This is a genomic window from Flavobacterium sp. Leaf359 (genome assembly GCF_001423985.1).
GTDB lineage: Bacteria > Bacteroidota > Bacteroidia > Flavobacteriales > Flavobacteriaceae > Flavobacterium > Flavobacterium lindanitolerans.
Map to the genome: position 1 here is coordinate 419003 of NZ_LMPW01000010.1, position 23531 is coordinate 442533.

Here is a 23531-nt window from a genome sequence, read left to right on the forward strand (position 1 = left end):
CGATAAGAAGCTCTACGAGTTCGTAATGCTTATTATCTATACCTTTTTGCGCGAATCGGAAATTATCAGGCTTCGCGTTAAGGATATCCACCTGGAACAGGGTTTCCTTTATGCAGATACCAAAGGGGATACGCAGGCAATTAAAAAGATGATCGACCCGATCTGCAGGATGTTTGCCAATAAGAACCTGGCGGCATTTCCTGAAGAAGCACATATCTTTACAAATACCGGAGAGATAGAAATTTGGGAAGCAAAGGAAAAAAGCAAGGTAGACCATTTTGGGAACCGGTTCAAAAAGGTAAAACGTGTATTGGGTTTTGGGAAGGATTATGGTCTGTATTCCTTCAGGCATAGCGCAGCACTTGACTTGTATTTTTCTTATGTAAGGAAAGGTTTTAATGACCATGAATCCGTTTTGAAAGTAATGCCTATAATCGGACACCAGGATCCGGAAACCACTAGAAATTATCTTCGTGATATCGGTGGTATGATTCCGAAAGATTATACAGATTTATATACTTTGGAATTCTAGTCTGAAGTATTTTAAATCAGAAAAAAACTTACTTATTTTTTTTACTACTTTTACAATATTAAAAAACTCCTTATGGAAAAATTAATAGTCAGGAATTTTGGACCTATTAAAGAAGCAGAACTTGACCTGACAAAATATGTTGTTTTTATTGGAGATACTTCAACTGGAAAAAGTGTGCTAGCAAAGCTTATAACTATCCTTAGAGAAAGTATTTTTAGTGTTAATTTTAAAGTTGTTAATGGGGAATTAAAACAAACATTAAACCTTAATTTCAAAGAGCAACTTGAATATCTTAATATTGATTTTGATTATAAAGAAAGTGAAATTATTTATCAAAGCTCAAAATATAAAATTGAAATCTTAAACGGTAAAATAAAGTATATAGGTGAGAAGGGATATAGTAAAAAGGAATTTATTCGGAAAAGTATCAATAACGATTTTATAAAAAATAATATTGATCTTTTCAAATCAATTCCAAGTTTAAATTTAAACGCATTTAGTAAAACTTCTTATTTCCCTGCAGAAAGAATATTATTATCAATTGTGGGTACATCTGTTACAGGTTTATGGGCAAATAATGTTAGCTTCCCGAATTATTTCAAGGATTTTGCGGCAAATTTTGATATAGCAAAATCAAAAAATAAAAGTATTATATATAATAAATTTGGTTTTGAATTCAAAACGGAAAAAGATATTGACAAGATATTAATCGATAATAAGTTATATGAACTTAGCAAAATGTCTAGTGGAATCCAATCTTTAGTTCCTTTACTCCTAACATTTGACCATGAAATTAAATCAAAAAGTATAAAAACATTTTTAATAGAAGAACCTGAATTAAATCTTTTTCCATCAAAACAAAAAATACTTATTGATTATATTGTAGAACGAATTAATGGAGATTTTCATAATTTGATTTTAACTACACATAGCCCATATATATTATCATGTCTTAATACTCTGTTATTGGCAAATAATACCTATGACGAAAATCCAGATAGAATTGATGATATTTCTAAAATTGTACCTATTTCTAGATGGATTGATTTCAAAAATATTTCCGTGTATGAAGTTGTGAATGGAACTGTAAAATCTATTAAGGACGAAGAATATAAGTGTATAGATAGTAATGCAATAGATGAAGTATCAAGTGTTATTTCAAATGAATTCGACAATTTACTCGACATAAGATATGATGAATAAAGACATCCAAAATTTTGTAGAAAATAATAAAATTTATTGTAGTAATAAAAAATCAGTAACTCAAAACGGAATTAATTTTACAATATTAAGTAAAGAAAGTTTTATTTGTTTCGAAATTGACGGTAAAATAATTAATACTCAAAATTCAATTAAATGTGATTGGGGTTTTATAAGAGAATCAAATGAGGATTTTTATTTTGTAGAATTGAAAGGTAAAAATGGCGACCATGGTTTTGATCAAATTATTACAACAATAGAATATATGAATTCACATATATTAAAAATCCCTAAAAATAAAACATTTGGATTTCTTGTTGCTAATGGATATGTACCTAAAGAATCGGGTGATGTGCAAAAAAAGAAGATAATTTTTAGGGATAAATATGGGAAAAGTTTAGAAGTTTGCACAAATAAAAAAATGATCCATAAACCAAAATAAAATTCACGGGAATTTTCAGCTGATATCCTGGAAACCGGTTTAAATTTTCACGTGAAAAAAATCTGCAGCTGCTCCGGATCCGGAAGCGCCGGAAAAAAATTTCACGTGAAAATAAAAAAAGCACCTAAATGGTGCTTTTCTATTTTATAGGATTGTGATATAGTTTGGAAATCCTGCTATGTCTGCAAGACCTGAAACGACTTCAGTTAATCCGATCCTTAACCACTGGTCTATTTTCATATCCGTAATATATTCAACAGTCAGGATTTTGCCATTGCTTAGCTTCAATCTGGTTCCAGGCTTAATCTTTGTTAAAAGATCTTCATTGCCTGACTTTTCAACCAGGAATTGCTGCGTATTACCCCAACCTAATTCCTGTTTATATGGCTGAATTCCGACACCCTGTTTCCAAAAAACCGTTTTTAGGTTGTATGAGATAAAAACATGGTAATTCTTATAAAACAGCTTGGCAAGGAGTCTTTGAAGGTTAATGTGAAGAATTGTTTTAAAATATGCAATGTTTCTTTAGTGTTGGCATTCAAGATGTTTGTAATTTTAGCCTTTCAATTATTAATGTCTTCTTGTGAAGACTCATATTTATTCTTACATTTGGACTACTATCATTAAGGAATAATCAATTAATGAAAAAGCCTCTCTATTGAGAGGCTTTTTGTCTTTAACTATTTTGGATTTTATATGGGCGCATTCGTTATCAGTAAAAAAGATGAAGATCACTACAAATTTGTTTATACTTCGCGAAAAGGTAAGATTGTCTTTACCAGTATGACGTATGAATTGAAAATGGATTGCGAGAGCGATATTGAAATTATCAAGGCAAAGGCAGAAACAGCGCTCTGTTTGAAATTTAAGGCCTCCAGTGGCAAGTATTTCTATAAGCTAATTATAGACAGTAAAATTTATGCGGTTAGCCGGAAATTCAATACAGAATTACGTTTGGCAAAAGGAATAGCCGAAGTGGCTTTGTATGTGCCTAAAGCCGAGGTGTTGGATTTTACCGGAGCCGATATTTTTGCAGATTTGCCTTAATTTAAATGATTAACGGAAACCAGTAAGTTTGTGTTTTCTTGTTTGCGGCTCTGCGCCTTTGCGTGAAATAATTGCTCGCAAAGACGCAGAGCCGCAAAGTTTCTGGATAATATAGATGTAGAATAATGCCTGTCTGTTATAAACTTCCTCATAGCTATTTAACTATATGGCATAAAAAAACCCTGCTAAAAGCAGGGTTATTTTTTTTACTGTGTGCTAATTATTGTTTAGCAGGAGCAGCAGTTTCAGCTTTAGCAGCTTCAACTTTAGCTTCTTCAGCAACTTTAGTGCTATCAACAGTAGCTTCAGCGTTTACTTCAGCGTTTTCAACAGCTTGAGTAGCCTCAACTTCTGTAGCTTCAACAGCAGCCTCTTCAGCTGGTTTTTCAGTTTCTTTGCAAGAAACAAATGCCATAGTAGCAACTAATGCTAAGCTTAATACAACTTTTTTCATCTTACTAAATTATAAAGGTTAATTATTAATTCGGAGCAAAGATATAAATTTTTTAATATCTTAAAATATTTATTGTGATTTTTTTTAAAGATTTTTTTTTGAAATAAATTCCTTGAATTACAAGGCTTTAAATGGGCTCTTTGTCATTCAATGCTTGTTAAAAACTGTAACAGGAGTTCCATTCTATTAAATTTTCAAACTTGTAGCCCTATTTTTCGTCAATCTTTAAAAAAACAGGGCGTAAATTATCAATTATTTCTTTCCTCCAACAACCTTCATTTCATTGATCAGGTGTTTTGCTCCCGCAAATTTGTCAATGATAAAAAGCACATATCTCATATCGACCATAATATTTCTGCAAATAGCAGGGTCATAGTAAATATCACTCATTGTTCCTTCCCATACACGGTCAAAGTTTAATCCGATAAGATTTCCTTTAGCATCTATAGCCGGGCTTCCTGAATTTCCTCCTGTGGTGTGGTTGGTTCCAATAAAACAAACCGGCATCTTCCCGTTTTTGCCATATTGTCCGTAATCTTTTTTATTATAAAGGTCAATCAGTTTGGCAGGTACGTCAAATTCATAATCGCCGGGAATATATTTTTCCATTACACCATCAAGATAGGTAGTATGGTTATAGGTAACTGCATCGCTTGGGGAATAGCCTTTTACTTTTCCATAGGTTACTCTTAAGGTGCTGTTAGCATCCGGGAAAATTCTTGCTTCTTTAGGACTTAACTCTAAAATGCCTTTCATGTAGGTTCTTTGTAATGCCGCAATCCTAAGATTGATTTCGTCATATTTTGGAGCCACCTCTTTTAGGTAAACATCTGCCATCGATTTTACAAACTGATAACCTTTGTCTGCATTAATCTTAGCCAGGACACTTTTCGTATCGCCGCTCAATAATTCTTTCAGGCCTTTGTATGTTGTCAGTTTTGACTGGTCGTAAATTTTGTCGGTCAGTTTTTTATAATCTGAATTTTTCATGCTGGCAGGCAAGAATTGCTTTGGTACTTTGGTAGCATACAATTCGATTAACTGTTCAAAAACTTTTTCGTCTACAGTAGCGTTGAAATCTTTATAAGTTTCTTCCAAAGCTTTGATGGTTGCTTCTTTTCTGTCTTTAAAGGATTGTTCACCTCTGTTATTGTATATCTGTTCCAATTGGTAAAGACGGTAGCCTATAGTTAACATTTCCGTATTTCTTAAAACGACCTCAGTAAAATAGTCTCTGCTTAAAGCATACGGAGCAATTTCTTTATAATTCTTTTCAAAGTCTGTAAACAGATTTCCATATTCAGCCTGTTTTCCGGCTTTGTTTACTTTTTCAAGAAAGTCTTTTTCAAATTTCTTTTTTGCTTCAATGGCATTTGATTTTTTCAAGCCCTGGGTTTCGCCAATCCATTTTTTCCAATAGTTGGCAATGCTGGCATATTTGGAAGCATATTGGATTTTGATTGCCTTATCTTTTCTCATAAAGCCGTCGGCCACTTTTAAGGCTTTGTCTCTGATTTCAATTTTAGCAGGATTTAATTCGTTTACAATCTGTTCTACAGCAACAGATGGAAGATATTCTGTGGTTCTGCCCGGATATCCGAATACAAGTGTAAAATCATTTTCTTCTACACCTTTTATAGAAACCGGAAGATAGTGTTTCGGGGTATAAGGCACATTGTCTTTTGAATAGGCCGCCGGACGATTGTTTTTGTCTGCATAAATTCTGAACAAAGAGAAATCTCCTGTGTGTCTTGGCCATACCCAGTTGTCTGTATCGGAACCGAATTTTCCGATAGATGATGGCGGAGCACCAACCAAACGCACGTCTTTGTAGCTTTCAACTACAAAAAGGATGTATTGGTTTCCTTCATAAAAAGTACGGATACGGTTTTCCTGCCAGGCTTCCTTTGGAGAAGACTTTGTCAGGGAAGCGATGTTTTCCTGAATTTTTTTCTGTTTATCAGCTTCTGAAGAAATAGCTGCAACTCCATCTAAAATTTTGGCTGTTACGTCCTCAATTTTTACGATAAAAGTCACCTCCAGGTCCGGATTTGGAAGTTCTTCTTCCAGACTCATGGCCCAGAAACCATCTGTCAAATAATCATGGTCTACAGTGGAGTGAGATTGGATTTCGCCAAAGCCACAGTGATGGTTGGTAAGAAGTAATCCTTTTGGAGAGATAACTTCGGAAGTACAGCCACCGTTAAATTGAGGTACTGCATCTTTAAGGCTCGATTTGTTTACGTCATAAATGTCTGAAGCCGACATTTTCATTCCCAGATTTTTCATTTCTGTTTCATTCATCCCTTTTAAAAGTGATGGAATCCACATTCCGCCTTGCTGCGAATAGGCAGGAAGAACCAGTAAAAGGACAATAAGTCTTAAAAATTTCATAGGTAAAAATTGAAGTTTAGAGGTCGCAATTTACAATTTTTTGCTCCAAAACCGAACTATTTAACGGTTTCTGAAATTTTTAAGTGTTATTAGGAAGCTATTTTAGCGTCAGTTTCATGAGGCTTCGGTTATGAACCACAAAATCTTTGGAGAGGTATAATTTCTGGGCAATCTCGTTGTGATTCTCTATTTCGAGATAGATGATTTTAAGTGACAGTGAAAGGGCTTCCTGATGGATGAAGTCCAATGCCTTTTTGCCTATCCCTTTGCCACGTGCTTTATCCGAAATGTATAATTCATCCAAAAAAGCGATAGTTCCTTTGTATTCAAAGCTAAAAACAAATGTCAGTATTATATAGCCTACTATTTCTTCATCGGAATAAATCAGCCAGGCTTTTCCCAGGTGCGGATTTTCTATGAATTCCAAAAATAAGGCTTTGGAAATAGCTATATCAATAGGGTAATTGTCGATGCTGTAAAATTCCTGCATCATGGGTACGATGGTATCAATGTCTGAAGTTTGTATAGGTCTGAAAGTTGTCATGTTTTTTTGGATTGTAGTTTTACAAATTCTTCAGGATTATTTCTGTGGCGTTTTTATTCATCTGGACAAAAGTGCTGGCAATATGCCCTTTTTCAGAGCGTTCGTCTTCGTTTTGGATTAAGAAGGAAAGGGTTTCTTCCAGTTCTTTTTTGCTTTTTACCGAAATGCAGCCGCCCATTCCTACCAAGGCAACGGCTTCAGAAAATTTCTGATAATTTGGGCCTATCACGATAGGTATACCAAAAGTGGCGGGCTCTAAAATATTATGCAAACCGGAGGATCCAAAACCGCCTCCTACATAAGCAATGTCTGCATAACTGTAGATTTTTGTCAGGATGCCAATCGTATCAATAATAAAAACATCATAATCTGCCAGGGTTTTATTCTTTAGTTCAGAAAACAGTATAGTCTTTTTTGAAATGCTGTTTTTCAGTTCGCTAATCTGTTCGGGTTTTACATTATGAGGAGCAATGATAAATTTGACGCCAAAAGGATTGGTGTTTATAAAATTAACCAATTGGGTTTCGTCTTTTGGCCAGGTACTTCCACAAACGACAGTCAGTTTGCCGTCTTTGAATTTTTCTACAAAATCTAAAGAGTTGTCTCTGTTCAGGATTTTTAATACCCGGTCAAAACGGGTGTCGCCGCTTATTTTTACATTTTGGAAACCAATTTGTTGTAATAATAATTTGGAACTTTCATTCTGTACAAAAAACATCTTGAAAGCAGTCAGGGCTTTTCTGTAAAAACCGCCATACCATTTAAAGAAAATCTGGTCTTTTCTGAAAATACCGGAGAAGAGATAGGTTGGAATGTTCTGTTCCTTTAATTCCTTTAAATAATTCGGCCAGTATTCATATTTGATAAAAAATGCCATTTCAGGATGGACCAGCCTTAGAAATTCAGCAGCATTTTTTTTCGTGTCCAACGGAAGGTATACGATTACATCTGCTGCAGTTGAGTTTTTCCTGACTTCATATCCCGAAGGCGAAAAAAAGGTCAGTACGATTTTATGTTCCGGATACAGGCCGCGGATTTTTTCCATAACAGGAAGTCCCTGCTCAAATTCGCCAAGCGAAGCCGAATGAAACCAGATGGTTTTGTCTGTTGCCTGGATTTTGTTGCCTAAAGTCCTGAAAACATTTTTTCTGCCATTTACAAAAAGCTTCATTTTCGGATTGAAAAATGCGATTGCCTTCAGGGCATATCCCGCGATGATTACCAACAGATTATAAAGAAAAAACATACGCCTGATTTTGAATTGCTAAAATACGCTAGTTTCGAGAAATTTCATTGGTCGTCCGTCATTTTATTAGTAGTTTTGCTTGTTTTAAATTTAATTTAGATGAAAAAAATCCAAATGGTTGACCTTAAAGGTCAATATGAAAATATAAAGGAAACAGTAAACAATTCTATTCAGGAAGTTCTCGATACCAATACCTATATTAACGGGCCTGAAGTTCACAAATTCCAAAAAAATCTTGAAGAATATCTGGGAGCAAAACACGTGATTCCATGTGCTAATGGAACTGATGCTTTGCAGATTGCCATGATGGCGCTGGATTTAAAACCAGGCGATGAGGTTATCACGGCAGATTTTACTTTTGCGGCAACAGTAGAAGTAATTGCACTTTTGCAACTGACTCCGGTTTTGGTAGATGTTGAAATAGATACTTTTAATATTTCTGTCGAGGCGATAAAAAAAGCCATTACGCCAAAAACCAAAGCTATTGTCCCGGTTCACCTTTTTGGACAGGCAGCCAATATGGAGGCCATCATGCAGTTGGCAAAAGAACATAATTTGTATGTGATTGAAGATAATGCTCAGGCAATTGGAGCAAACTACAAATATTTTGATGGCAAAAAAGAAAAAGTAGGTGTGATAGGTCATGTGGCTTCAACTTCCTTTTTCCCTTCCAAAAATTTAGGATGTTATGGTGACGGTGGAGCTATTTTTACCAATGATGACGATTTGGCTCACAAGCTGCGAGGCATAGTAAACCACGGTATGTATGTGCGCTATCACCACGATGTTGTTGGGGTAAATTCCCGTTTGGATAGCATACAGGCAGCGGTTTTAAATGCAAAACTTCCGCTTTTGGATGAATATAATGCGGCAAGACAGCTTGCTGCCCAGAAATACAGCCAGGCTTTGGCAAATCATGACAAAATAGTTACACCTTATATTGCAGGTGAAAGAGATTCACATGTTTTCCACCAATATACTTTAAGAATATTGGATGCAGACCGAAATGCTTTAATGCAGCATTTATTGGATAAGGGTATTCCATGTGCCATTTACTACCCAATTCCGTTGCACAGTCAGAAAGCCTATCTTGACCCACGTTATAAGGAAGAAGATTTCCCGATTACAAACCAATTGGTGCAGGAAGTAATTTCATTGCCAATGCATACAGAACTGGATGACGAGCAGATTAAGTTTATCACAGATTCTATTTTGGAATTCTTGGCATAGTATAAGAATTTTACAAAAACGACAAGACCTTTTTAATTTTTCCATCGTCTATCAAAAGAGTAAATAAATTGAAAAAAATATTAGTAACAGGAGGTTTAGGTTTCATTGGCTCGCATACAGTTGTCGAATTGCAGAACGAAGGTTTTGAAGTCGTAATTATTGATAATCTTTCAAATGCAGAAGAAAAGGTTCTGCATGGAATTGAGGCGATTACCGGCCAAAAGCCGATTTTTGAAAATCTTGATTTGAGAGAAAAAGAAGCCGTAAGGGCCTTTTTTGAAAAATACAATGATATAGCGGGGGTTATCCATTTTGCAGCCTCAAAAGCGGTTGGTGAAAGTATTGAAAATCCGTTACTGTATTATGAAAACAATATCAGTGCCCTTGTTTATATATTACAGGAATTGCAGTTGAAGACAGAAACAAGTTTTATTTTCAGCTCTTCCTGTACGGTTTATGGACAAGCGGAAAAAATGCCGATAACAGAAAATGCGTCAGTACAGCCGGCAACTTCTCCTTATGGAAACACAAAACAGATTGGAGAAGAAATAATTCAGGACGTGGCTAAAATATCAAGCATAAAGGCAATCCTATTACGCTATTTTAATCCTATTGGTGCCCATCCTTCAGCAGAAATAGGAGAACTTCCTATTGGAGTGCCACAAAATCTGGTACCTTTTATTACTCAGACGGGTATAGGAATGAGAAAGGAACTTTCGGTTTTTGGATCAGATTATCCTACGCCTGATGGGACATGCATCCGTGACTATATTCATGTTGTAGATTTGGCTAAAGCCCATGTTGTTGCCCTGAAACGATTGATTGACAAAAAAAATGAGACGGCTGTTGAGGTTTTTAATGTAGGAACAGGTAAAGGCAGCAGCGTTTTAGAGGTTATCAGGTCTTTTGAAAGAGTAAGCGGGCAAAAGTTACCATATAAGCTGGTAGGAAGGCGTGAGGGCGATATCATAGAAGCTTATGCAGATACCCAAAAAGCAAATTCTGTGTTGGGTTGGAAAGCACAATCGACATTGGACGAAGCTATCGAAAGTGCCTGGAAATGGGAAAAGAAAATCAGAAGCTAAATAAATAATAAAAAAAATCCCGCATTTAAAATGCGGGATTTTTTTATACTGTGTAATAGATTAAGCAGAGAAAGTAGCTGCTTCTTTGTCAATTTTGTTAACCAATCCAATCAGTACTTTTCCAGGTCCTACTTCTGTAAAAGAAGTGGCACCATCTTTAATCATTTGCTGTACAGACTGTGTCCATTTTACAGGAGCTGTCAATTGTGTGATAAGATTCTTCTTAATCTCAATTGGGTCAGAAACTGCACTTGCAGGCACATTTTGGTATACCGGACATATAGGTTGGGAAAAAACAGTATTTTCGATAGCAGCAGCCAATTCTTCTCTGGCAGGTTCCATCATTGGAGAGTGGAAAGCACCGCCAACCGGAAGAATCAAGGCACGTTTTGCTCCGGCAGCTTTCATGGCTTCACAGGCTTTTTCAACCGCTGTCGTCTCACCTGAAATTACAAGCTGTCCCGGACAGTTATAGTTAGCAGCCACTACAATGCCGTCAATAGAAGCACAAACTTCCTCAACAATATGGTCTTCTAAACCTAAAACTGCTGCCATGGTAGAAGGAGTAATTTCGCAGGCTTTTTGCATGGCCATGGCTCTTTGTGAAACCAATTTTAGTCCGTCTTCGAATGATAGGGTACCATTGGCAACCAGGGCAGAAAATTCACCTAAAGAGTGACCGGCTACCATTTCCGGTTTGAAATCATTACCTAATGTTTTGGCAAGGATAACAGAGTGGAGGAAAACGGCAGGTTGCGTTACTTTTGTTTCTTTCAGCTGTTCAGCTGTTCCTTCAAACATAATATCTGTGATTCGAAAGCCTAAAATAGCATTGGCTCTTTCGAATAATTCTTTTGCTAGTTCTGATTGTTCGTATAGGTCTTTTCCCATTCCTGTGAATTGGGCTCCCTGACCTGGAAATACGTATGCCTTCATTTGTTCTCGGTTTTGTTTATTGTCGCAAAAATACTATTTATTCTTAATATCGTATTGATTTATCTTAATGTCGAAATATTGGGTATCATACATCGGAGTCATAGAAAAAAAGAATTTTTTTCGTGCCGCAGCTTCGGTAGGCAGGGTGACGCTATGCAGGTCTTTTTCCAAAATTTTCCAAATCATTTCGGTACAGAAAAATTTTGTATCATCGTCAAAATCTCCTTTGTGGTCAAACGGAATATGCATGGCCAGATATTTTTGAGCCAGTTGTGAAATTTGCGCTCCCATTTTTTTGTCGCAATTTTTGGCACGTGTTACGATGATTTTGTTTGGGAAAGAATATTTAAGGAACTCTTTAAGCGGTTGTAGCTGTAATCCGTCAACGTCTGTCACATCTGAGGATAAAGAATGTACGACATAGAGTGAGTCATTCCTCTTTATGATAATGCCCGCATGTGTTACGTCAATAGGGCCTGAATTGAGCTCTTTGGAAATATAATCGCTAAAAAAGCCAAAGCCTCTGCGGAGTATAAAATCGCCTTCCTCGATTTTTGAAAGTTCATCTTCCGAAAGTCGGGTTATGGCTTCATTTTTTAGGATGGCCTTCTGTTCTGATTTTTTATCAAAATAAAAGAAAAGTTTGTAGGCAATAATTCCTAAAACAAAAAGCATTGCCGTATAAAAGATAAATTTCTTCATTAGGCAATGCTTTTTTAAATGTTAGGGTTTGTTAGATTATTCTGCTGTTTCTGTTGAATCAGCAGGAACAACTGGTTCATCAGCAGGGGCTGCCAAAGAATCAGTAGCTTCCATATCAGCACCTGGAGCTTTAGCTCCTTCTTTGTTAGCGTTTTCTTTGTCGATAGTTACTTTCCATTTTCCGTCAACTTTCACAAGGTTAAGAGTTTGCTCAGCAGCAGCTTCTGCTTTTCCTCCAACAGTTTTGTATTTTACTGTAGCCTTATCGTCTTTAACTTCAGAAGAAATAATTTCAACTTTTGCGTCGTTCTTTTTTAGCTCGTCTTTTTTAGCGCCAGCCATAGATTCCATCATTCCGATTAATGAAGCAGTTTGCTCATCACAATATTCTTTTGCTTCCTTAAACTCTCCTTTGTTGATGTGGTTTAAGAATTTCTCTGCTACCGCCTCAGGATTGCTGTCGTTAGAACATGAAACAAAAAAAGTGAAGGATAAAAATCCTAAGATTAAGAATGCTTTGCCAGCAATGCTTCTGAAAGTGTTTGTCTTCATAAATTGTTTTGTTAGATTTATGTAAAAGTAAAATTTTTTCAGATATAACAAATAAAGAGAGTATAAAATGTTTCTGTATAAACTAAAAACCGGCCTTAATGGAAGGCCGGTTTAGAAAAAGGGATTAAACTACAGTACAAAATACGAATTTTTAACAGGTTGTATATGATGGAGTTCAACTTCGGGTTTTTTGGCCGGAGTTTCAAATTCGTCACGGAATTCATTTACCATCTGAACCAGGTTCTTTTCGATTGTACTTGAAATAGCAGTCATTGGCGTATCTGTTGGTCGGTTCTCAAACGGATCCTGCAGATGGATAGCCATCTTTTCAATCAGGAAAAATGCCGCACCAATGGTTGTTACCAACGGAATCTGTAGCCAGCCTAATAAATCCGTAAGCCCAAAAGGCAAAAGGATAATAAAAAGGCACAACGTGAAACGGATGTACATGCTATAGGTTGTCGGAAAAATTGTATTTTTGATTCTTTCACACTTTCCCATAGAATCACATAATCTTGTCAGCGTATTGTCAATCTCTACTTGCTGGTAAGTGTTTATTTTTCCTTGTTCGTTAGCTTTTTTCAGGTCTTTGGAATGCAACAGTAATATTGCATTAGGAACGTGCTTGTGCTTTTTAATATATTTGAAATCTTCGTCACTTAAAATTTGCTTTACTGCTTTTAAAGGGTCTTTTCCTCGCAATGACTGGCTAAGGCTGTAACACCAGGCAGCCTGTCTTTTTGCAAAATTTTCTTTGAAATCATTAGCTTCCACAGAAAAATCCGGGTCCTTATAGAAAGCAATAACCTGTCTGATTAATGTTCTGGAGTCGTTTACGATAGCACCCCAAATGATTCGTGCTTCCCACCAGCGGTCATATGCCTGGTTGGATTTAAAAGCCAGCAGAAGCGATATGATGGTTCCTATAATTGTTGGGATTGCAATTGGAATGTTTATAGCGTTTGTCCCGTAATAATAAAGGAAAATTTCAAAGGAGATAACGTATAGGATGACTAAGAAAAGCTCGATTTTGATTTTTCCCAGTACATATTTCATTGGTATTTTCTTTTTTAGTAGCATATAAATATGTTTTGTTTTTTAATAATTTTTCCATGGCTTCCGTATTTAGACAATTTCCTCATATAAGGACAATACAGGCAATCCGAAGCTTTCATTGATGCTGAAATTTTTATTTTTCAGCTTGATTTTTTTAGGTTTTCTTGTTTCTATTAAAACATTGATGTTGTTTTTTGTAATGGCCTCAGTGAGCAAGGGTTGAATTTCTTCGGGCTTTTGGTCATTAAAAATGGTAGCCTGGCTCACAATTCTGAAATCAAAATGATTTTGAACAAGTTCCTGCAGGTCTTCTACATGCAGTTTTGATTTTGTCTGTTCCAAATACAGGGCTTTGCTCAAATCCTGTTCTTCGAAGTTTGGACTAAGGTGGAGTATCGGGCATTTGCAATTGGCAAGAATCTGCAGGAACTGATTGTGGATTCTTCTTTCGGTGTTTTTATAAGAAGGAGTCAGTATTGTCAATTCAATGTTAAGATGCTCCATCAGGTTTTTCATTACCGGAGCAGAAATTCCGTATTGATTGTGGATTTTTAGAGAGCAGTTTTGTGAAGCGGCAACCAGTTCGCGGCAACTATGCAAAATGCTTTTTTGCGAAACACTCATGTCGCTTTTAATGTTTCTTAAAAATGCGGCAGAGGAGTAAGTGTCCGGAATCTCACTAACCAAAGCTAAGTATATGGTACAGCTTTTTCCTTTTGACTGTTGGATGGCAACTTTAATGGCATTAATAGTGTCCTTTTCTAATGTTGATGGTATTAATAGATTTTTCATATGTATATCGGTTTTGATTATACATACAAAATAAGTGGGACAAAATTAGAACGGACTTAGATTAAAATTAGAATTTCCTAAGATTTCAGATTAGAATTTCTAATGTTGGTTTTGTGGAAGGTAATGTTTACAACGGTACCTTTTCCGGTTTCAGATTGAATATGCAGCTCTCCGTTGTGCATCCGGATGATTTTCATTGCCAAAGGCAGTCCTAAACCATAACCGTTATATTTGGATGCAATTTTTCCGCGGAAGAAAGGCTCATACAGATAAGGAATATCTTCAGGTGGAATTCCAATTCCTATATCGGTAATCGCAATTTTAATTTTGGACTTGTCGGCAGAAAGTGTCACAAAAACCTCGTCATTGTCTGAATATTTTACGCCATTTGAAATAATATTATTCAGTGCCAGTTCCAGCAATGGCCTGTTGCAGGGAATAGTCAGCAAGGATTCGTCTTCCGGAATGGCGTTCAGCTTGATGTTGACACGGTTGTCCGGAAATAAAGTGTCGATTGAAGCTTTTGCTTCCAAAAGGAGCTCGTCGATTCTGGCAATATCCAAAACCTGCTTGGTTCCGTCATATCCGGTTTGGGTCAATTTCAGCAGACTTTCGGTTAAGTTCCCCAGTTTTGTAGCCTGGCGGTTTATATTTTCTAATGAGCCTACATATTCTTCAACTTCTCTTTCTTTTAAGAGCATGATTTCGGTTTCGGCTATAATTGTGGTGATTGGTGTTTTTAATTCGTGTGATGCATTGTTGATAAAGTTGGCCTGTATTTCGAAAGAAGTTTCCAGACGGTCCAACATATCATTAAAGGTTTTTGCAAGGTCGGAAATCTCGTCATTTCCTTCTGCGTCTGCTAATCTGTTGTGAAGATTGGAAGCGCTGATTCTTTTAACTTCTTTGGTAATCCTTGCCATTGGGTCAATAACCCGTCTTGCCAGAAGTCTTCCGAAAAAGAAAGCCAAAACCAGAAATCCGGCTCCTCCCAACACTAAAATCTGTATCATATAGATAGCGCTGGTATATCCTCTTCGGTCTTTAGCCGTAACGATTACCATATATTTTTGTCCGGATTCCTTAAAAATCTGACCGTAATAATAGCTGTAATTTTCTTCAATCCAGCTGGAGCCGGTTTTCATTACATTGGCATAAAACTCAGGAGGAAGATGCAGGTCTGTATTATATTCAAAAGTATTTTCTCCGTTTACTTTTAGTACGAAGTCTTTTTCTTCCACCAGCTCTTCAAGTCCTTCTTTTTTGAATTCCTGAAAATAGCGCGTCTTGCGGAGGTCGTTTTGATAATAGATTGAAGAAGCAATTTTTGCCCTGTCCTGAAGTCTTTTCAAAAAATAATATTCATTATTCTGCTTGAACAGAAAAAAAACCAAAACGCTCAAAAGCAAGGTGCTAAAGCAGGAGAGCGCAATATAAGTGGCGGTAATTTTTTTTCGTATCTGCATCAGGATTGTGATTTTATAACATATCCAAGACCCTTGATGGTGTGGATTAATTTATTTTGGTAAGGTTTGTCTATTTTGTTTCTCAGATAATTGATGTAAACATCAACGACATTCGTATTCATGTCAAAATTAATGTCCCATACATTATCCAGAATCTTTTCGCGGGAAAGGATGATTTCCGTATTTTTTGCCAGATAATATAATAATTTGAACTCTTTGGCTGTGAGTTGTATTATTTCACCATTGCGTTTGACGGTTTTTGAACGTGAATCGATTTCCAAATCATCTATCTGAATTTTATCATTAGGCTTATGGTCCTGGTTTGACCTTCTTGCCAAAGCACCTATGCGGGCTTCCAGTTCTGAAAATTTGAAAGGTTTGGCCAGGTAATCATCAGCGCCGGCATTCAATCCGGTAACAATGTTTTCTGTGGTTCCCAACGCGGTTAATAAGAGAATAGGCACAAAATTTTTAGAAGCCCTAAGCCGTCTGCAAATCTCTATTCCGTTAATATCCGGCAACATAATATCCATGACAATCACATCAAAATTATGATTCTGTATCATTTCCAGAGCAGTAGTGCCGTCAAGAGCAACACTGACTTCATTGTTTTTTTCGGAAAGTCCTTTTCGGATAATCGACAAAAGATTAGGCTCGTCTTCAACAATGAGTAGCTTCATAGAATAGGGGTTTGGTGCTCAAAAACAAAAGTAGAGATTGAAATGTTAAAATTTTGTAAAACGTAAAATTCAATCGTTGTTTTTGCGAAAATTATAAGAAAACAGACATATATAATCAAGTATGTCGAATTATGACTGATTATTTTGATAAAAACTTAAAGCTCCTGAAGGGCATTTTTTTACTGTTTCGATAATTTTATCACTTGATGAACCTTCAATATTAATCCAGGGTCTCATTTTAGGCTGAAATACCTGCGGGTTGTTTTTAACGCAATTGGCTGAATGAATGCATTTTTCAGCTTGCCAAACCACAGTTACCTCTCCATTTGAATATTCTTTCTTGTCTTCCATGACGTTTTTTTTAAGTGTTTGCATTCAGCGTATTATAAAGGTAAAAAATCTTTACAAATCTGCTTCATAAGTGATGTAACATTTTTAATGTTCACCGACTTATTAAGCAAACCAAATAAAACACTACCATGAAAAAAACTATTCTGATTTTTATCCTGCTTTTAATCGGATTCTTTTTATTTTACAACATATTGCCCGTAATTAATTATGGCTTTGTGGGTTTGCCACTGCTATTGTTATTTCTGATATTTCTGGCGATTATAATTTTTTCAAAAGTCGAAGTAACAGCTAAAGCAAGGAAACTGAATGTTTTTTCACGAACGAACAAAATACTGTTTTTCCTGTCTTTTGGACTTATGTTGTATTTGTTGATTGTGCCTCTGTTAACTTCACTCCCGATGTTTAGAAGTAGCGCTTATCAAAAATTAATAGGTAAGGTTGAAAACGGTGATGACCTTAAAAATCATATAGCACCTATTTCTTTAGACAAGATTAGGGTTGTTGATGAAGAGCTTGCCATGCTTTTGGGTGAAAAGATTATCGGTTCTCAGCCATCATTAGGTTCTCAGGCAGAAATAGGGGAGTTTACCATACAAAAGGTAAATGACGAATTATATTGGGTGGCACCTTTGCTGCACACCGGATTTTTCAAATGGTATAACAATTCAAAAGGTACGCCGGGTTATGTAATGGTTTCTGCGACTAATGAAAGAGATGTGAAGCTGATTCAGAATATTAACGGAAAACCGCTTAAAATTAAATTCCAGCCATCGGCTTATTTTGGTTCAAGAATTGACAGGCATGTTTATTTCAACGGATATGCTACAACCGGATTGGAAGATTTTAATTTTGAAATTGATGATGCCGGAAATCCGTATTGGATTGTTACCAAATACAAAAAAACGATAGGTTTTGCCGGAAACGATGCTACCGGTGTTTTGACGGTTGATGCGCAGACCGGAGAAATAAAAGAATATAATATTGACAATACGCCTTTATGGGTTGACCGAATCCAGCCGATAAGTTTTGTTGAAGAGCAGCTTAATGATTGGGGCGAATATGTTCATGGCTATTGGAACTTTTCGAATGAAAATAAGTTGCAGACTACAGAAGGATTGACTTTGGTTTATGGAGAGAACCATAAATCGTATTGGTATACCGGCTTGTCGTCTGTTGGTAAAGAAGAATCAACTGTAGGATTTGTATTGGTAGATACACGAACCAAAGAAACAACCTATTATAAGCAAAGCGGTGCAACAGAATATGCGGCACAGAGTTCGGCCGAAGGGAAGGTACAGGAAAAGGGATATCATGCTTCATTGCCCATTCCGTATGTAATCAATAACATCCCGACATATGTCATGACACTTAAAGATGATGGTGGTCTTGTAAAAATGTTTGCGATGGTTTCCATAAGTGATTATACTATTGTAGGCGTAGGAAATACAATGCGTGAAACCTTGATGGCCTACAAAAACGTTTACAATATGGCAGACAATGGTATAAATCCGGAAAGCATAACCAGTAAAAAAAGTCTGAAATCTGTAGTGACACGAATCAGCAGCGATGTCAAGAACGGAAACAGTTTTTATTATTTTACGGTGAAAGATTATCCTAATATTTTTGTTGGGTCATCTCAATTGTCAAATGAACTGCCCGTAACGGTTGTAGGCGATTCCATCGCAATTTCTTTTGATGTTGATTTAGAAGAAGTGATTGATGTTTCGAGTTTTGAAAACAAGAACATCGGAAAGAAAAAATAAAAAGAAAAGCGCCTGATTTTGGCGCTTTTTTAATGCAGGGATTAAACAATTAGTGGCGTGTTAGGTAAAAAAAGAAATAATTTTTTCAGCCACAGATTAAATGATTTCCCAGATTCTAATATTGAGGGAAGTTTGTGCTGAATAAAAGAAATCACAACAATTTTACTTTCTATATTTCTTCTTCATATCATTAGCGGCTCTGTGTCTTTGCGTAGATTATTTCACGCAAAGACGCAGAGCCGCTAAGTAGTATGTATGAAATTTATAAATTATTTTTTCTCAGGAAGCAATTTAAATGAAGTTGCTACAAAACGATTGTTTTTGACTTCTCCGGTAACTTCTGCTTTTCTGATTTTAGAGCAAAAACCGTCACTCGCATGCGCATCTCCATGGTCATCGATTCCGCTGCCGTCTACAAAATAAGGTTTTCCGTATATACGAACGGCCAGGTCACAGCCGTGTCCTTTCATTCCAAACTGGCATTGTCCGCAGGATGCTTCCACTATTTGGGATTTTGGAGCTGTCTTTTTTGGATTGGTTTGTTTAGCGCCGGAGTTTTGAGCGCTTACAGTAAAAGATAAGAACAGGAAAGCAATAGCGATGATGTTTTTCATGAGTGTATTATTTTACAGTTACTAATTGAGCAGCATTTTTAGCCCTTTCGACTACTTCTTCTATTGGAGTATCAAGAGAATCATTAGTCAGGGCTACCGCCATTCTACGATAGGGTCTTGTGGTTGGTTTGCCAAAAATCCTAAAGTCGGTTTTGGCAAGTCCGGCAATTTTTTCGATACCTTCATAAGTTGGGTTCGAAGAATTTTCGGAAGCGAGAATTACGGCACTTGCACCCGCTTTTTCCAATTTTATTTCAAAAATAGGCAGGCTTAATATAGCTCTCAGATGCAACTCAAATTCGTTGAAATTTTGTGTTCCTGCCAAAGTTACCATTCCTGTGTCGTGCGGTCTTGGAGATAATTCGGAGAAATATACGCCATCGTCTGCCAGGAAAAATTCTACCCCAAAAAGACCGGCTCCTCCTAAAGCTTCGGTTACTTTTTCGGCCATGTCTTGCGCTTCAAACAGGTCTTTGTCTGAAATACGGGCGGGCTGCCAGCTTTCCTGATAGTCGCCACGTTCCTGTCTATGTCCAATCGGAGCGCAAAAAAGCGTTGGATTGTTATTTTGAGTAATGGTGAGTAGTGTGATTTCGGAATTGAATTTTACAAAAGCCTCCACTATAACTTCTACAACATCACCTCTGGAGCCCTCCACTGCATAGTTCCATGCCTTTTCAATGTCTTCAGGAGATTTGATGGTGGATTGGCCTTTTCCTGAAGATGACATCAAAGGCTTTACTACGCAAGGAATTCCAATTTCTTCAACGGCTTTGTGCAGTTGTTCGGAAGAAGTGGCATACCGGTAATTTGCAGTCTTTAGGCCCAGTTCCTTGGCTGCCAAATCGCGTATGGCTTTTCGGTTCATTGTGAAGTTGGCTGCCTTTGCAGAAGGAACTACGGTATATCCTTGCTTTTCATAATCATAAAAGCGTTCTGTGCGGATGGCTTCTATTTCAGGCACTATAAAATCTGGCTGGTGTTTGGCTACAATCCGGTCTAATGCTTCTCCGTCAAGCATATTGATAACTTCAAATCCATGAGCAACCTGCATGGCAGGGGCATTTTCATAGCTGTCAACAGCAATTACCGTTTGTCCGATGCGTTGTGCTGCGATTGTAAATTCTTTTCCTAATTCTCCGGAACCGAGTAGTAGTATTTTTGACATTTAGTATCGTTTTTGATAACCCTTTCAGGGTTCAAAGCCCTGAAAGGGTTGTGGATAAATATAAAATAAAAAGCCCCAAGTTTCCTCAGGGCGTATTTGTTTAAGCTAAAACTTCTTTGATTCTTCGCAAGGCTTCTGTGAGCAGTTCTTCGCTGGTTGCGTAAGACAAGCGGATGCAGTTTGGGTTTCCAAACGCATCACCGGTTACAGTGGCTACGTTGGCTTCTGCTAAAAGATACATAGAAAAGTCGTCCGCATTTTTGATTTCAGTGCCACGCAGTGTTTTTCCAAAAAAGGAAGAAACGTCCGGGAAAACATAAAAGGCACCTTCAGGAACATTTAGCTTTAGGCCCGGAATTTCCTTAATGAGTCCTACTACTAAATTTCTGCGGTTTTTAAAAGCGGCCACCATGTCATTTAATACGCTAGGATCTGCATCAACCGCTGTGATTGTTGCTCTTTGCGCTATTGAATTAGCACCGCTTGTTACCTGTCCCTGCATTTTAGTACAAGCTTTTGCAATAAATTCCGGAGCACCAATATATCCGATTCTCCATCCGGTCATGGCAAAAGCTTTAGCCACACCATTCACAGTTACGGTTCTGTCAAACATTCCCGGAATAGAGGCAATGCTACAAAATGTGCCCGAAAAGTTAATATGTTCGTAGATTTCGTCGGCTACTACAAAAATGTCAGGATGTTTTTCCAATACTTTTGCCAATGCAGTCAGTTCTTCGCGGCTGTATACAGAACCGCTCGGATTGCATGGCGAACTGTACCAAATCATTTTTGTTTTTGGTGTAATCGCTTTTTCAAGTTGTTCCGGCGTAATTTTGAAATCACTTTCTACGGTAGTAGGAACTTCTACCGGAATACCACCCGACATTTTGATGATTTCGTAATAGCTTACCCAGTAAGGAGCAGGTAAAATTACTTCGTCACCGTCGTTTAGCATTACTTGGGCAACGTTGTATAACGATTGTTTGGCACCTGTTGACACGACAATATTAGCAGGTGTATAATTAAGATTGTTATCTCTTTTAAATTTTCTGCATATCGCTTCTTTCAGTTCAGCATAACCGTCTACAGGCGTGTAGGTGCTGTAGTTTTCGTCAATTGCTTTTTTTGCGGCTTCTTTGATGAAGTCAGGCGTATTAAAATCAGGCTCACCTAAGCTCAGGCTGATGATGTCTTTTCCCTGGGCTTTTAATTCTCTTGCCAATGCTGCCATTGCCAAGGTTTGCGAAGTTGATAATCTGTTGATTCTATCCGATAAATGATTCATGAAAAACGTATTGTTTATAATTTAGTCAATTATGCCATTGCTGGATTCTGTCCTAATTCTTTCAAGTGCCTGAAGTGGGCTGCTACTGCACCTCGCATGGTCTTGAATTCATGGTATGGCAGATTGCATTCTTTTGCTGTCTGTTTTACGATTTCAGCAATTTTTCCGTAATGAACATGGCTGATATGTGGAAAAATATGATGTTCTATCTGGTGGTTTAATCCGCCGGTAAACCAATTAACGATTTTGTTTTTTGGAGCGAAATTGGCTGTAGTATACAGTTGGTGGATAGCCCAGGTATTTTCAATTTCTCCTTCGTCATTTGGAACAGGATTAGCTGTTTCTTCTACTACGTGTGCCAACTGGAAAATAATACTTAAAATCAATCCGGCTGTATAATGCATCACCAGAAATCCTAAAAGAACTTTCCACCAGGAAATTCCTAATATCATTGGAAGTGCCAGCCATATGGAAATGTAGATGATTTTTGTGATAACCAAAACGGTCCATAATTTGACAGGGCTTTGAGGCTCGCCATAGGAAAGTTTTCTTCTGAGGTAGTTTTTCATCTGTCTGAAATCGGTTGTGATTGCCCAGTTGAATGTTAGCAAACCGTATAAGAAAACAGAATAGTAGTGTTGGAATTTGTGGAATCTGTGCCATTTTGCATCTTGTGTGAAACGGATGATTTTTCCGGCATCCAAATCTTCATCATGTCCGTGGATATTGGTATAGGTATGGTGAAGGACATTGTGCTGTACTTGCCAGTTGTATACGTTTCCTGCCAGAATGTATATACTGCCTCCCATAATTTTATTAAGCCATGATTTATTGGAATAAGAGCCGTGATTTCCATCATGCATCACATTCATACCTACTCCGGCCATTCCGATTCCCATTACGATGGATAGCAAAAGCATAAGCCAAAAAGGCATGTCCAGAGCCAGTATCAGGAAATAAGGAGTTAGAAAAAGGCTGAACATGATAATCGCCTTGAGATGCAATTTCCAGTTTCCGGTTTTTTTGATATTATTTTCCTTGAAATAATTGTTGACGCGAGTGTTTAGAGTCCTAAAAAATTTCAAGCTGTCATTTTTGGAAAACGTTGGAATTGTGGTATTCATATGGTAATTTATAATTAATCAAAATAAAGTCTTCAAAGGTAAAGATTCTTGCTTATGTAAACGGATAAAAACCTAAAAAATTTCAATCTGAAAATGTTTACTTTTGTGAAAATTTTAAAAATGGAAGAAATTCTAAAATATTTCCCTAATCTGTCTGATATTCAGAAGCAGCAGTTTGAAAAATTAGAGGAACTTTATCACGATTGGAATGCAAAAATAAACGTTATTTCACGTAAGGATATTGATGAATTGTATACAAAACACATACTGCATTCTTTGGCAATTGCAAAAATCCAGGAGTTTGAGCCGGGGACTTCTATTCTGGATGTAGGAACAGGCGGTGGTTTTCCCGGAATTCCGTTAGCTATCCTTTTTCCGGAAACCCAATTTTACCTGATTGATGTTATTGGGAAAAAGATAAAAGTGGTGCAGGCGGTTGCTGAAGCTTTAAAACTGGAAAATGTAAAAGCCGAACAGATTCGTGCAGAAAATGTCAAGGGAGATTTTGATTTTATCGTTAGTCGCGCCGTTACCAACATGCCCGATTTTGTGAGCTGGGTAAGGCTAAAAATCAAAAAACAGCAGAAACACGAACTCAAAAACGGAATTTTATATCTGAAAGGCGGTGACCTGACAGAAGAATTAAAAGATTTTCCAAAAGCTACGGAATATAATATTTCCGCTTTTTTTGATAATGAATTTTTTGAGACTAAAAAAGTGGTTCATTTACCATTAAAGTATAAGGGATAGTTTGTAGTGGATAGTTTACAGTTGACAGTGGATAGTTGTCAATGGATAGTGATTAGTTAATGACGCTAAGAAAAGGCATAAAGTAAAAAGCCGAATCTGAATTCAGATTCGGCTTTTT

At 36.9% G+C, this 23531-nt stretch carries 24 protein-coding genes; 8 read left to right on the forward strand and 16 right to left on the reverse strand.

Annotated features, from left to right (window positions below):
* The 4 genes from ASG38_RS17385 to ASG38_RS06135 all read left to right on the forward strand — a co-directional run.
* The coding region (locus ASG38_RS17385; RefSeq protein WP_157486078.1) for a tyrosine-type recombinase/integrase at nt 1-532 on the forward strand (532 nt) is incomplete at its 5' end.
* Between the two features lie 72 nt (nt 533-604).
* Nucleotides 605-1735 carry an AAA family ATPase gene (locus ASG38_RS06125; RefSeq protein ID WP_056068191.1) on the forward strand — a complete coding sequence of 377 codons (1131 nt, stop codon included), beginning with the start codon at nt 605-607 and terminating at the stop codon, nt 1733-1735.
* Complete coding sequence (locus ASG38_RS06130) at nt 1725-2174, forward strand: hypothetical protein (RefSeq protein WP_056068193.1); 450 nt, start codon at nt 1725-1727, stop codon at nt 2172-2174. Before ASG38_RS06125 ends, ASG38_RS06130 begins: the two co-directional genes overlap by 11 nt.
* Before the next feature lie 696 nt (nt 2175-2870).
* On the forward strand, nt 2871-3221 hold the full coding sequence (locus ASG38_RS06135) for a hypothetical protein (protein WP_056068195.1): 351 nt from the start codon (nt 2871-2873) through the stop codon (nt 3219-3221).
* Between the two features lie 220 nt (nt 3222-3441).
* Here the strand turns inward: ASG38_RS06135 and ASG38_RS06140 are convergent, their stop codons facing one another.
* The 4 genes from ASG38_RS06140 to ASG38_RS06155 all read right to left on the reverse strand — a co-directional run bounded on the left by ASG38_RS06140 (nt 3442) and on the right by ASG38_RS06155 (nt 7859).
* Nucleotides 3442-3675: a hypothetical protein gene (locus ASG38_RS06140; RefSeq protein WP_056068196.1), complete on the reverse strand. Its 234-nt coding sequence runs from the start codon at nt 3673-3675 to the stop codon at nt 3442-3444.
* A gap of 252 nt (nt 3676-3927) precedes the next feature.
* Nucleotides 3928-6069, reverse strand: coding sequence for a S46 family peptidase (locus ASG38_RS06145; protein WP_056068198.1), 2142 nt, complete (start codon nt 6067-6069; stop codon nt 3928-3930).
* A 97-nt stretch (nt 6070-6166) separates the two neighbouring features.
* Nucleotides 6167-6613, reverse strand: a complete 447-nt coding sequence (locus ASG38_RS06150) for a GNAT family N-acetyltransferase (protein WP_056068200.1) — start codon at nt 6611-6613, stop codon at nt 6167-6169.
* 19 nt (nt 6614-6632) lie between these two features.
* Nucleotides 6633-7859, reverse strand: coding sequence for a 3-deoxy-D-manno-octulosonic acid transferase (locus tag ASG38_RS06155; RefSeq protein ID WP_056068201.1), 1227 nt, complete (start codon nt 7857-7859; stop codon nt 6633-6635).
* Between the two features lie 99 nt (nt 7860-7958).
* Between ASG38_RS06155 and ASG38_RS06160 the strand changes: the two genes are divergently transcribed.
* Nucleotides 7959-9089: a DegT/DnrJ/EryC1/StrS aminotransferase family protein gene (locus ASG38_RS06160; protein WP_056068204.1), complete on the forward strand. Its 1131-nt coding sequence runs from the start codon at nt 7959-7961 to the stop codon at nt 9087-9089.
* Between the two features lie 68 nt (nt 9090-9157).
* Nucleotides 9158-10174, forward strand: coding sequence for a UDP-glucose 4-epimerase GalE (galE, locus tag ASG38_RS06165; RefSeq protein ID WP_056068207.1), 1017 nt, complete (start codon nt 9158-9160; stop codon nt 10172-10174).
* A 60-nt stretch (nt 10175-10234) separates the two neighbouring features.
* On the opposite strand, the gene fabD is transcribed toward galE, so the two are convergent.
* From fabD to ASG38_RS06205, 8 genes are all read right to left on the reverse strand, one after another.
* Nucleotides 10235-11110: an ACP S-malonyltransferase gene (fabD, locus tag ASG38_RS06170; protein WP_056068209.1), complete on the reverse strand. Its 876-nt coding sequence runs from the start codon at nt 11108-11110 to the stop codon at nt 10235-10237.
* 33 nt (nt 11111-11143) lie between these two features.
* A complete protein-coding gene (locus ASG38_RS06175) occupies nt 11144-11812 on the reverse strand; it encodes a YiiX/YebB-like N1pC/P60 family cysteine hydrolase (RefSeq protein WP_056068211.1) in 669 nt (222 codons plus the stop codon).
* A gap of 36 nt (nt 11813-11848) precedes the next feature.
* Complete coding sequence (locus ASG38_RS06180; RefSeq protein ID WP_056068213.1) at nt 11849-12364, reverse strand: DUF4878 domain-containing protein; 516 nt, start codon at nt 12362-12364, stop codon at nt 11849-11851.
* A 129-nt stretch (nt 12365-12493) separates the two neighbouring features.
* Entirely contained in the window at nt 12494-13420 is a 927-nt protein-coding gene (locus ASG38_RS06185; RefSeq protein WP_235498569.1) for a bestrophin family protein, read from the reverse strand.
* Between the two features lie 69 nt (nt 13421-13489).
* Nucleotides 13490-14212 carry a hypothetical protein gene (locus ASG38_RS06190; RefSeq protein WP_056068217.1) on the reverse strand — a complete coding sequence of 241 codons (723 nt, stop codon included), beginning with the start codon at nt 14210-14212 and terminating at the stop codon, nt 13490-13492.
* A gap of 77 nt (nt 14213-14289) precedes the next feature.
* Nucleotides 14290-15678 carry a HAMP domain-containing sensor histidine kinase gene (locus ASG38_RS06195; RefSeq protein ID WP_056068219.1) on the reverse strand — a complete coding sequence of 463 codons (1389 nt, stop codon included), beginning with the start codon at nt 15676-15678 and terminating at the stop codon, nt 14290-14292.
* Nucleotides 15678-16358, reverse strand: coding sequence for a response regulator transcription factor (locus tag ASG38_RS06200; RefSeq protein WP_056068221.1), 681 nt, complete (start codon nt 16356-16358; stop codon nt 15678-15680). Before ASG38_RS06200 ends, ASG38_RS06195 begins: the two co-directional genes overlap by 1 nt.
* Before the next feature lie 129 nt (nt 16359-16487).
* Nucleotides 16488-16709, reverse strand: a complete 222-nt coding sequence (locus tag ASG38_RS06205; protein WP_056068468.1) for a (4Fe-4S)-binding protein — start codon at nt 16707-16709, stop codon at nt 16488-16490.
* A gap of 128 nt (nt 16710-16837) precedes the next feature.
* Between ASG38_RS06205 and ASG38_RS06210 the strand changes: the two genes are divergently transcribed.
* Nucleotides 16838-18472, forward strand: coding sequence for a hypothetical protein (locus tag ASG38_RS06210; protein WP_056068224.1), 1635 nt, complete (start codon nt 16838-16840; stop codon nt 18470-18472).
* 269 nt (nt 18473-18741) lie between these two features.
* Here ASG38_RS06210 and ASG38_RS06215 read toward each other — a convergent pair whose 3' ends face one another.
* The 4 genes from ASG38_RS06215 to ASG38_RS06230 all read right to left on the reverse strand — a co-directional run bounded on the left by ASG38_RS06215 (nt 18742) and on the right by ASG38_RS06230 (nt 22663).
* Entirely contained in the window at nt 18742-19086 is a 345-nt protein-coding gene (locus ASG38_RS06215; protein ID WP_056068225.1) for a DUF6370 family protein, read from the reverse strand.
* A gap of 7 nt (nt 19087-19093) precedes the next feature.
* Nucleotides 19094-20254 (reverse strand): formate-dependent phosphoribosylglycinamide formyltransferase, encoded by a 1161-nt coding sequence (gene purT / locus ASG38_RS06220; protein WP_056068227.1) that lies wholly within the window; start codon nt 20252-20254, stop codon nt 19094-19096.
* Nucleotides 20255-20354: 100 nt separating this feature from the next.
* On the reverse strand, nt 20355-21539 hold the full coding sequence (locus tag ASG38_RS06225) for a pyridoxal phosphate-dependent aminotransferase (RefSeq protein WP_056068229.1): 1185 nt from the start codon (nt 21537-21539) through the stop codon (nt 20355-20357).
* Nucleotides 21540-21568: 29 nt separating this feature from the next.
* Nucleotides 21569-22663, reverse strand: coding sequence for an acyl-CoA desaturase (locus ASG38_RS06230; RefSeq protein WP_056068231.1), 1095 nt, complete (start codon nt 22661-22663; stop codon nt 21569-21571).
* Nucleotides 22664-22783: 120 nt separating this feature from the next.
* Between ASG38_RS06230 and rsmG the strand changes: the two genes are divergently transcribed.
* Nucleotides 22784-23413 (forward strand): 16S rRNA (guanine(527)-N(7))-methyltransferase RsmG, encoded by a 630-nt coding sequence (gene rsmG, locus ASG38_RS06235; protein WP_056068472.1) that lies wholly within the window; start codon nt 22784-22786, stop codon nt 23411-23413.
* Nucleotides 23414-23531: the final 118 nt, after the last annotated feature.

What these genes read in the sequence shown, in the direction of transcription:
- ASG38_RS06125 (WP_056068191.1), top strand. Translation starts at nt 605, where the DNA reads ATGGAAAAATTAATAGTCAGGAATTTTGGACCTATTAAAGAAGCAGAA.
- ASG38_RS06130 (WP_056068193.1), top strand. Translation starts at nt 1,725, where the DNA reads ATGATGAATAAAGACATCCAAAATTTTGTAGAAAATAATAAAATTTAT.
- ASG38_RS06135 (WP_056068195.1), top strand. Translation starts at nt 2,871, where the DNA reads ATGGGCGCATTCGTTATCAGTAAAAAAGATGAAGATCACTACAAATTT.
- ASG38_RS06140 (WP_056068196.1), bottom strand. Translation starts at nt 3,675, where the DNA reads ATGAAAAAAGTTGTATTAAGCTTAGCATTAGTTGCTACTATGGCATTT.
- ASG38_RS06145 (WP_056068198.1), bottom strand. Translation starts at nt 6,069, where the DNA reads ATGAAATTTTTAAGACTTATTGTCCTTTTACTGGTTCTTCCTGCCTAT.
- ASG38_RS06150 (WP_056068200.1), bottom strand. Translation starts at nt 6,613, where the DNA reads ATGACAACTTTCAGACCTATACAAACTTCAGACATTGATACCATCGTA.
- ASG38_RS06155 (WP_056068201.1), bottom strand. Translation starts at nt 7,859, where the DNA reads ATGTTTTTTCTTTATAATCTGTTGGTAATCATCGCGGGATATGCCCTG.
- ASG38_RS06160 (WP_056068204.1), top strand. Translation starts at nt 7,959, where the DNA reads ATGAAAAAAATCCAAATGGTTGACCTTAAAGGTCAATATGAAAATATA.
- fabD (WP_056068209.1), bottom strand. Translation starts at nt 11,110, where the DNA reads ATGAAGGCATACGTATTTCCAGGTCAGGGAGCCCAATTCACAGGAATG.
- ASG38_RS06175 (WP_056068211.1), bottom strand. Translation starts at nt 11,812, where the DNA reads ATGAAGAAATTTATCTTTTATACGGCAATGCTTTTTGTTTTAGGAATT.
- ASG38_RS06180 (WP_056068213.1), bottom strand. Translation starts at nt 12,364, where the DNA reads ATGAAGACAAACACTTTCAGAAGCATTGCTGGCAAAGCATTCTTAATC.
- ASG38_RS06185 (WP_235498569.1), bottom strand. Translation starts at nt 13,420, where the DNA reads ATGAAATATGTACTGGGAAAAATCAAAATCGAGCTTTTCTTAGTCATC.
- ASG38_RS06190 (WP_056068217.1), bottom strand. Translation starts at nt 14,212, where the DNA reads ATGAAAAATCTATTAATACCATCAACATTAGAAAAGGACACTATTAAT.
- ASG38_RS06195 (WP_056068219.1), bottom strand. Translation starts at nt 15,678, where the DNA reads ATGCAGATACGAAAAAAAATTACCGCCACTTATATTGCGCTCTCCTGC.
- ASG38_RS06200 (WP_056068221.1), bottom strand. Translation starts at nt 16,358, where the DNA reads ATGAAGCTACTCATTGTTGAAGACGAGCCTAATCTTTTGTCGATTATC.
- ASG38_RS06205 (WP_056068468.1), bottom strand. Translation starts at nt 16,709, where the DNA reads ATGGAAGACAAGAAAGAATATTCAAATGGAGAGGTAACTGTGGTTTGG.
- ASG38_RS06210 (WP_056068224.1), top strand. Translation starts at nt 16,838, where the DNA reads ATGAAAAAAACTATTCTGATTTTTATCCTGCTTTTAATCGGATTCTTT.
- ASG38_RS06215 (WP_056068225.1), bottom strand. Translation starts at nt 19,086, where the DNA reads ATGAAAAACATCATCGCTATTGCTTTCCTGTTCTTATCTTTTACTGTA.
- purT (WP_056068227.1), bottom strand. Translation starts at nt 20,254, where the DNA reads ATGTCAAAAATACTACTACTCGGTTCCGGAGAATTAGGAAAAGAATTT.
- ASG38_RS06225 (WP_056068229.1), bottom strand. Translation starts at nt 21,539, where the DNA reads ATGAATCATTTATCGGATAGAATCAACAGATTATCAACTTCGCAAACC.
- ASG38_RS06230 (WP_056068231.1), bottom strand. Translation starts at nt 22,663, where the DNA reads ATGAATACCACAATTCCAACGTTTTCCAAAAATGACAGCTTGAAATTT.
- rsmG (WP_056068472.1), top strand. Translation starts at nt 22,784, where the DNA reads ATGGAAGAAATTCTAAAATATTTCCCTAATCTGTCTGATATTCAGAAG.